Source organism: Deferrisoma sp., assembly GCF_054681715.1.
The window spans coordinates 1-6,342 of sequence record NZ_BAAHFQ010000156.1 but is presented as its reverse complement, the minus strand read 5'-3'; the positions used below and the strand labels follow the sequence as shown (position 1 = coordinate 6,342).

The 6,342-nt window shown below is 67.4% G+C and carries 6 protein-coding genes; 3 read left to right on the top strand and 3 right to left on the bottom strand.

Going from position 1 to position 6,342, the window contains the following annotated elements; all coding sequences use genetic code 11:
• Positions 1 to 177 precede the first annotated feature (177 nt).
• Entirely contained in the window at positions 178 to 1,218 is a 1,041-nt protein-coding gene (locus ACY0I8_RS15185; protein WP_461395417.1) for a radical SAM protein, read from the top strand.
• A 27-nt stretch (positions 1,219 to 1,245) separates the two neighbouring features.
• Here ACY0I8_RS15185 and ACY0I8_RS15180 read toward each other — a convergent pair whose 3' ends face one another.
• From ACY0I8_RS15180 to ACY0I8_RS15170, 3 genes are read right to left on the bottom strand one after another with little or no spacing between them, the layout of a single operon-like run.
• On the bottom strand, positions 1,246 to 2,595 hold the full coding sequence (locus tag ACY0I8_RS15180; RefSeq protein WP_459941705.1) for a sigma-54-dependent transcriptional regulator: 1,350 nt from the start codon (positions 2,593 to 2,595) through the stop codon (positions 1,246 to 1,248).
• Entirely contained in the window at positions 2,592 to 3,779 is a 1,188-nt protein-coding gene (locus ACY0I8_RS15175; RefSeq protein WP_461395416.1) for a two-component system sensor histidine kinase NtrB, read from the bottom strand. Before ACY0I8_RS15175 ends, ACY0I8_RS15180 begins: the two co-directional genes overlap by 4 nt.
• A 20-nt stretch (positions 3,780 to 3,799) precedes the next feature.
• Positions 3,800 to 4,963 (bottom strand): iron-containing alcohol dehydrogenase, encoded by a 1,164-nt coding sequence (locus tag ACY0I8_RS15170; protein ID WP_461395415.1) that lies wholly within the window; start codon positions 4,961 to 4,963, stop codon positions 3,800 to 3,802.
• A gap of 403 nt (positions 4,964 to 5,366) precedes the next feature.
• Between ACY0I8_RS15170 and ACY0I8_RS15165 the strand changes: the two genes are divergently transcribed.
• Together ACY0I8_RS15165 and ACY0I8_RS15160 are read left to right on the top strand one after the other, a co-directional pair.
• A complete protein-coding gene (locus ACY0I8_RS15165) occupies positions 5,367 to 5,639 on the top strand; it encodes a DUF4242 domain-containing protein (RefSeq protein ID WP_459941708.1) in 273 nt (90 codons plus the stop codon).
• A gap of 209 nt (positions 5,640 to 5,848) precedes the next feature.
• Positions 5,849 to 6,226, top strand: coding sequence for a hypothetical protein (locus tag ACY0I8_RS15160; protein ID WP_461395414.1), 378 nt, complete (start codon positions 5,849 to 5,851; stop codon positions 6,224 to 6,226).
• Positions 6,227 to 6,342: the final 116 nt, after the last annotated feature.

Here is a 6,342-nt window from a genome sequence, read left to right as displayed (position 1 = left end):
CCGCCGCGCTCGCCCCGAGCCGGCGGGCGCCTCTTGTTTGCCCCTCTCGCCTTTGGCGGCCCGGATTGTGCATGATGATCATGCTGGTAACGAGGGCGCGGGCGAGGAGGAAGGGCCCTGGGAAGCGACATCCACCGAACCTTGGCCGACCACGGGTTGAAGGCGCCGCGGTCCCTGATGCTAGCCGTCACCGGGCGGTGCAACCTCCGGTGCGCCCACTGCTGGGTGCGTGGAGGGCCGGCGGCCGAGGGGCCGGTTCCCACGAGGGCCGCCTTGCGACTTGTCGGTGAGTTCCTGGAGTTGGGAGGGCGGGAGGTTTGTCTCACCGGTGGGGAGTTGCTGACCCACCCCGAGTGGCGGGCCGTGGTGGCCGGGTGCGCCACGCTCGCGGGCGCGTCCCGGCTGAAACTGCAGACCAACGCGACATTGATAGGTCCGGAGGAGGCCCGGTTTCTTTCCTGCCTGGGGCCCGGCGGGCCCACGGTGCAGGTGAGCCTGGACGGCGCCCACGCGCATACCCACGACCGCATTCGGGGCGGCGGAACGTTCGCCCGGGCCATCCGGGGCCTCTCGCACCTGGCGGCGGCCGGGCTGGGGCCTTGTATTGAGCTTCTCTTCACCGAAACGCGACAGAACCTTGGCGAGTCGCCCGAGGTTTTCCGCCTGGCCGAGCGATTCGGGGTGGCTCGGATCCGGTGGGGCTCCCTCGTGCCGGCCGGGCGTGCGTCGGCATCCCGGGGGGCCGACGTCCCCACGGCCTCCCAGTACGAGGCGCTGTGTGAGCGGTTTCGGAGGGATGGGGTGTTCCGGCGCGGGTGCGCGCGTTACGGATCCCCCGTGGCGGTGGCGTGGTTGGGGGCCGGGCCGCGGCCGCCCCATGCGTGCAGCTTCGTGGAGAATCCCTACGTCACGGCCCGAGGCCTGGTGTTCCCGTGCCCGCTGTTCCGATCCCCGGACCACGCGGCGTCCGGGGCGTTCGGGCGCCCCTGGGCGGACGTGTTGACGCACGGGGCACCGCTCTGGGGGACCCTGCGGGCCGCGAGCCGCCGCCGCTCGGAGGCGACCCCGGCTTGCCGCGCGTGCGAGGCCCGGCCCGTCTGCCGGGCCGGTTGCATGGGGCGGGCGTACGCCGTTCGTGGGAAGGCCCTGGCTCCCGAGGACCGCTGCGTTCTTCGCCGTGCGGTGGCGCGGCTGCAGCGCGAGGGCCGAACCCTCTGAGCCCTCCCGCCGCGCCGCAGCCGGCCCTCAGAGGCCGTACTTGGCGATTTTGGCGTAGAGCGTCTTTCGGTCCACGCCCAAGACGTCTGCGGCCCGGCTCTTGTTTCCCCCCACCGCATCGAGAACGGCGCGGATGTGGTCGCGCTCCACCATCCAGAGGGGACGCAAGGTATCGCCCGCGGGTGCGCGGTTCTTTTTTGTTGGGGACCCCACGGAGAACGGCAGCAGGTCGGGGGTGATCACGGGCCGCTGGGCCAGGATGCAAGCCCGGCGGATCACGTTTCGGAACTCGCGCACGTTCCCGGGCCACGGATACGCCCGAAGGGTCGCGAGCGTCTCCGGGGGCAGTTGCCAGGGGCCCCCGTCGGGGTACGGGACCATCGAGAGGAAATGATGGGCCAAGGGTTCGATGTCGTCGAGCCGCTCTCGCAGGGGGGGCATTTGCACGGTCAAGACGTTGATCCGGTGATAGAGATCCTCGCGGAACTGTCCCTTTTCGACCCATGCCTTGAGGTCGCGGTTCGAGGCGAACACGAGGCGCACATCGACCCGGATATCCTTGTTTCCGCCCAGCCTTCGCACGGTCGAGGTCTCCAGCACCCGCAGGAGTTTTACCTGGACGTCCAGGGGCATCTCCGAAACCTCGTCCAGGAACAGGGTGCCGCCGTCCGCCAACTCGAAAACACCCGCCCGGTTCTTGGTGGCTCCCGTGAACGCCCCGGCGGCGTGGCCGAACAGTTCGCTTTCAGCCGTGTGGAGGTTGAGCCTCCCGCAGTTGACCGCCACGAAGGGGCGGTCGGCCCGGGGGCTCAGGGCGTGAAGGGCCCGGGCGGCCAGTTCCTTGCCGGTTCCGCTCTCGCCGGTGATGAGAACGGGCTCCCGGGTGGGGGCGACCCGGGCGAGGAGTTCCAACGTGCGCCGAAACGCGGGACTCTGGCCCACTAGAGTGTCGGGATTGTGCTTGGTGGCATCGAGGCGCAGGCTGATGTTCTGGAGCCGCAGCCGGTTTTTCTCGGCCGCCTTCTGGATGACCAGTTCGAGTTCATCGAGCTTCACCGGCTTTGTCAGGTAGTCGTACGCCCCCTCCTTGATGCACTCGACGGCCGACTCGATCGTGCCGTGCCCCGTCAGCATGATGACCTCGGGCACCGTGGACTCGGCCCGCATGCGGCGCAGCACCTCGATCCCGTTCAAGCCCGGCATCCGGATGTCCAGAAGGACGACGTTGAAGATCTCCTCCCGGTACTTCGCCAGGCCGGACTCCCCGTTCTCCGCGGTCTCGACCAGGTGCCCCGAGCGGGCCAGTTCTTTCTCCAGCAGACGACGAAGCGGGGCTTCGTCGTCCACGACCAGGATCTTGCAGCGGTTGGGCGTCATGGCGAGTCGTGGACGGGCAGGACCACGGAAAAGGTGCTCCCCAGGCCCTCGGCACTCCTGACGGAGATCTCTCCGCCGTGCCGACGGACGATGTTGTAGCTCACCGCCAAGCCCAGGCCCAGGCCCTTCCCTACGTCCTTGGTGGTGAAAAACGGGTTCCAGATCTGCTCGAGAACCGGCTCCGGGATGCCGGGGCCGTCGTCCTCCACCTCGAGGACCGCGTCCCCTCGTTCGTGCCGGAGGCGGATGCGCACCGTCCCCCCTTCCCCCACCGCCTGGAGCGCGTTGGTCGCGAGGTTCAGGATGACCTGGCGAAGTGCCGTTGCGTCGCCCCGCACCCCGGGGACGTCGGTCTGCGTGTCGACGAGGAGGGCCGTCCCTTGGCTCCTCGCCATGGGACCGAGGAGCTGGAGCACCTCGTCGATCAGGGCCCGAAGGTCCACCTCACCCACACCCCGCTCCGATTTTCGGCTAAAGCTCAAAAGGCTTTCGATGATCGTCTTGCAGCGGTGGGCTTCCCGGACGATGACGTCCAGGTACTCGGGAAAGTCCTCCAGGCGTGGATCGGAGGCCAGTTCCCCGTGGGCTCGAAAGCGCCGCAAGAGGGCCTCGGCGTACCCGGCCACCGAGGTCAGCGGGTTATTGATCTCGTGGGCCACCCCCGCGGCCAAGACGCCCAGGCTGGTGAGCTTTTCCGCCTGGAGCAGTTGGATTTCCCTCGTCCGTTTCTCTGTGACATCCCGAAGAAACACGAGGGCCCGCGCGAACCGCCCGTCCGCATCCTCGATCGGGGTGGCCGTGGTTTCCAGGTAGCGGGTGCCGTCGCCCGTCTCGACGGCAAACGAGTCGTCCCGAACCTCTCCCCGAAGCGCGTCGGACACGGGGCATCCCTGGGCGTCGCAGGCCCTGGCCGGGTGGAAAAACCGCTGGCAGGTGGCCGGTTCCTCCCCGGCACCGGGGAAGATCTGGGCCCACACCCCGTTGCAGTACTGGAGCTTTCCGGTGGCATCGAACACGGCCACCCCGTCCTTGATGGCCCCGAACACGGCCTGGAGTTCGTTCGTCCGGACCCGGAGATGCCGGTTGATCGCTTCGAGTTCGCGGATCTTTTGTTTGACTTCCGCGTAATACCCGATCTTCGAGCTCTCGAGCCCGAGGAGGTGTTCCAGCAGTCCTTCGTCCACCGGGCGGTTCGTCGCTTCCATCAGAACACGCGGGCCAGGATCCCCCGGAGGTCCGGGGGGGCGGCCGGTCGGGGGGCCGTGAGGATGCAGGTGTCTTCCACGGCCCGCTGGGCTACGAGGTTTAGATCGGCCTCGCGGACCCCGAGGCACCGCAGCGATCGGGGGGCCCTGGACCCATGGATCAGAAGGTCCAGTTGTTCCTGCACGATGTCGGATGCCACCCGCGCGTTCCCCTCGGCCCGGTGCCCGAAGCCCCACGCCATTTCCGGGAGTTTCTCCTCCACCGCCGGAAGGGTATACCGGATCACCTCCGGCAACAGCACGGCGTTGATGCTCCCGTGTCCCGCCCCGTAGAGGCCCCCGATCGGATGGGCCAAGGCGTGCACGATGCCGAGCAGGGCGTTGGAGAACGCCATGCCGGCGTGGAGGCTGGCCCGGGCGAGGTTCTCGAGGTCTTCGTCCTTTCGTTCCCGCACCGCCGGGACGAGGCTCGCAACGAGCAGGCGGATGGCCTTGAGCGCGTGCACGTCGGTAAGGCTCGTCGCCGCCACGGAAAAGAACGCCTCCACCGCGTGGCTCAGGGCGTCGAACGCGGTCGTGCAAACGTACTCCTCGGGCAGGGTCCGCAGGGTGTCGGGATCGGTGAGGCTGATGTCGGGCGCCACGGTGCGGCTCATGATGGTCATCTTACAGTGGCGGGCCGTGTCGTTGATGATGGCGAACTGGGAGACGTCAGAACCGGTGCCGCAGGTGGTGGGGCACAGGACCATGGGGGGCAGAGGGCGGTGGATCCGGTCGGATCCCTCGTAGTCCTGGATCCGCCCGCCGTTCGCCACCAGGATCGCGATCCCCTTCGCCGCGTCCATCGGACTGCCGCCCCCCAGTCCCACGATGACGTCGGCGCCCTGCCGTCGATACTCCTCCGCGCCCCTCTCGACCTCCTCGTCCTTGGGGTTCTCGGTCACGTCGTCAAAGCAGACCACCTCGAGGTCGGCCTCCCGCAGGCTCCGGATCGCGACATCGGCCCATCCCGCCCGCCGCAGGCCCGGGTCGGTGACGAGCAGCACCTTCCGTCCCCCGAGTCGGCGCGCGCAAAGCCCCACCCGCGATAGGAGTCCTCGCCCAAACACGATCTCGGGAACCTCGAATTTGTAATGCGAAAGATAGGGTTTCGTTTCCGTCATGCCCCGTCCTCCCGCGGGTGTCGCAAGGTCCAGGGTAGGCACCCGGAGGACCTATTGCAAGGCGGGTGCCTCGGAGTTGCCCAGGGGTGGGCACGGGGCTCTTCGATTTCGCGCAGGGAAACTCCTTTCTTGCTGGGAAGCCACGCCGGAAGGTGTGGGTATTCTCCTCACCGGGGAGAAACTCCACAGTCGAAACCCCCAGTCTCTCCGCATGCTCCAACCCGCGTGTCCAGTTTCTCCACAATGACGCCGCCCGGGGAGTGAGGTCTCCCGCCAGAAAAGCCTGTGAACAAGGGAAAGAGAGACGCAGTTTGTCCTGGCACGCCCCTTGCTCTCCGTGTTCGCGATCCGAACGGGATCTCCCCGTCACGCGGGACTCCCCAACCCCAAAGGAGGCGATTCCATGCCCAAGTTCCTGATCGAACGCGAGATCCCGGGTGCCGGAAACCTTTCCCCGGAGGAGTTGTCGACTATCTCCCGGAAATCGTGTGGGGTGCTGGCGGAGTTGGGGCCCCGCATCCAGTGGGTCCAGAGTTACGTGACCGACGACAAGGTCTACTGCGTGTATATCGCGGACAGCGAGGAGACGGTGCGTCGGCACGCCGAGCTGGGGGGATTCCCCGCGAACCGGATCTCCGAGGTGCGGGGGATCATCGACCCCACCACGGCCGAGTGAAGGTCGAGGGAGCGCGGTCCCCGGCGGTGGCTGTTTCCCTTTTTTCCGCGAGGCGAGTGCCGGCCGAGTCCGGAACAGGAAGGAGGGTTGCACACCCCCGGAGCCCCGGAAGACACCGGCGGGAGAGGGGATCTTCGGGCGTTCCTGCCGGCCCCCGGTCCCGCGGTTCCCGCCAAACCCGAAACGCAAGCGAGCCCAAGGAGTCTGACATGAGCGAACCCAAGTGCGAACCAACGAAGTGGCACGAAATGAAGGGGCCCGTCATCGGGGGCCGGGAGCATTACCAGAAAGCCTCCTGGAACCCGGTAAAGCACGACTGGGGGCCGTACACGGAGTCCGGACCGGCGCCGGTGTGGTTTTCCGAGGCCGGGGCCACCAACTGGACCGAGTCGATGATCTGCAAGACCAAGGACCTTTTTTACGAGGCGAAGTTGAACGAGTGCTTCGAAAAAGGGGACGAGGTCGCCATCAAGATCCACTACGGCGAGTGGAACCGCACCGCGATCCTGCGGCCCGAATACATCGCGGCCGTGATCGAGGAGGTCAAGGCCTGCGGGGCGCATCCACTGCTGTCCAAAAACGAATAACAGAGGTCCCGGGAAGTGCCCGGAGAGGGCCTTCTGCCGCGGTTTGGGGCGGTCATCCTACACCGCCGTGCGATTCAGCTGTCCAACATCGAACCCCGGCAGCGTGAGCTGGGGGT

Coding starts and splice junctions, on each gene's coding strand:
- ACY0I8_RS15185 (WP_461395417.1), top strand. CDS start 178: ATGCTAGCCGTCACCGGGCGGTGCAACCTCCGGTGCGCCCACTGCTGG.
- ACY0I8_RS15180 (WP_459941705.1), bottom strand. CDS start 2,595: ATGACGCCCAACCGCTGCAAGATCCTGGTCGTGGACGACGAAGCCCCG.
- ACY0I8_RS15170 (WP_461395415.1), bottom strand. CDS start 4,963: ATGACGGAAACGAAACCCTATCTTTCGCATTACAAATTCGAGGTTCCC.
- ACY0I8_RS15165 (WP_459941708.1), top strand. CDS start 5,367: ATGCCCAAGTTCCTGATCGAACGCGAGATCCCGGGTGCCGGAAACCTT.
- ACY0I8_RS15160 (WP_461395414.1), top strand. CDS start 5,849: ATGAGCGAACCCAAGTGCGAACCAACGAAGTGGCACGAAATGAAGGGG.